The sequence below is a fragment of the Pedobacter sp. 01T416_2 genome (genome assembly GCF_056398925.1).
The window spans coordinates 1-1,499 of the sequence record NZ_JBFTQI010001070.1 but is presented as its reverse complement, the minus strand read 5'-3'; the positions used below and the strand labels follow the sequence as shown (position 1 = coordinate 1,499).

Here is a 1,499-nt window from a genome sequence, read left to right as displayed (position 1 = left end):
ACGGAAAGGAACAATAATACCTTTAACCAATAATGTCCTGTTCAACTTAGGGATATCGATTACCCGCTCGTCCATTAAAAATTGATCTAAGTATTTTTTAACATCTGCCGTTGCCGGACTATCAGGTGTTCCTAAATTTACCAGTAAAATCCCCTTTTTGCTCATTTATAAAGAATATGTTTCGTGGCGCAAATATCGCCTTTTTATTGTTTTTTCCCTATGCTTAAAATGTGATTGCAAACATTTTTTAGTCAAAAAGTGTTATTTCATACTTCCACAAGCTATCGAGCAATAGCCTGCAAATTCATCAGCATGCTGTTTGATGTTACTATCTGGCAATTCGAACAAGTAAAATATTATTTGGAAATTAGTTAGTGTCGGATGGTAACATCCAACACCACGGATATTCATTCGGAAYCAGAAAAGATTTGATTTTGCGTCAGATGTTACCATCTGAGACAACGACCTCGACTATCGCTTCATTTTATGCAGTTGCCACCAAGGCATACCTGGTTTTTGGTGATGTTCTAAATGATAGCCAAAAAAGTAACAGGTAATAAAGGCAACAAAATGATTTTTCTGTAAGGTAGAAGAATGATATTCATTATCGTGCTCCCCCTTATGCGGCAAATAGGTTCCGAAATAAAATAACTGAAAAGTGCTTAATAAGGATGGCAGTACCCAAAACAACAGCAGGTTCTTTTCATCAATCCAGATTTTCAACACATTATAAACTATGGCCATAATTACCAATTGAATTATCGTGATATAATTCAGCATGAAACGGAAATACCATTTCCAAAAGCCATACGGCGCAAAATCAGGATCTTCTTCACTGTGTACATGACGGTGGTGCTGGTGATGTTTCGCATACAAACGGTTATAAAAAAAACCTGCGTAGAGAAAAACGGAAAGATAGCCAATAAAATTATTTGTTTTTTGGTTTGGCGATATCGTTCCGTGCATCGCATCGTGGGCGGTAATAAACAAACCTGTATACAAATGCATCTGAACAACAATCATCAGATAAACCAAGGGATTGCTCCAGGCAAAATTCCATGTAAGCAAGAAATAAAGAGAAACAAACCAACAGACAATTACGGTTAACGCAACCAGAATTCCGGTATGTGGGCTTATCGTTTTCAATGGCTTTTATTTATTTCGTCATGCTGAATTTAGTTCAGCATCTTTCTCCGTCATAAAGACCCTGAACTAAATTACCTTCGGTGAGCTCGCTTAAAGCTCGGTTTACTTCGTAGCTTTCCGCTACGCTACAGGTCAGGGCGACGCCTCTCATGATAAATCTAGTATTTTTCCAAAGCGGCTTTAACCTTTTCCATCAGCCACATTGGTGTAGAAGTAGCACCGCAGATGCCAACTTTATCATTTTCGTTAAACCAGGTTTGATCTAACTCTTCAACATTCGAAATAAAATAAGAATTATCGTTGTGTTTTTTACAAACATCGTATAGCACTTTTCCATTAGAAGATTTCTTGCC

The 1,499-nt window shown here is 37.4% G+C and carries 2 protein-coding genes and 1 pseudogene; all 3 read right to left on the bottom strand.

Going from position 1 to position 1,499, the window contains the following annotated elements; genetic code table 11:
• Positions 1–165: ferrochelatase (locus tag AC1DPQ_RS27435; RefSeq protein ID WP_477611516.1), on the bottom strand; the 165-nt coding region annotated here is incomplete at its 3' end.
• A 306-nt stretch (positions 166–471) separates the two neighbouring features.
• Positions 472–1,146: a fatty acid desaturase gene (locus AC1DPQ_RS27430; protein ID WP_477611515.1), complete on the bottom strand. Its 675-nt coding sequence runs from the start codon at positions 1,144–1,146 to the stop codon at positions 472–474.
• Positions 1,147–1,304: 158 nt separating this feature from the next.
• Positions 1,305–1,499 (bottom strand): annotated as a pseudogene (locus tag AC1DPQ_RS27425) (4-hydroxy-3-methylbut-2-enyl diphosphate reductase); the annotation flags it as partial.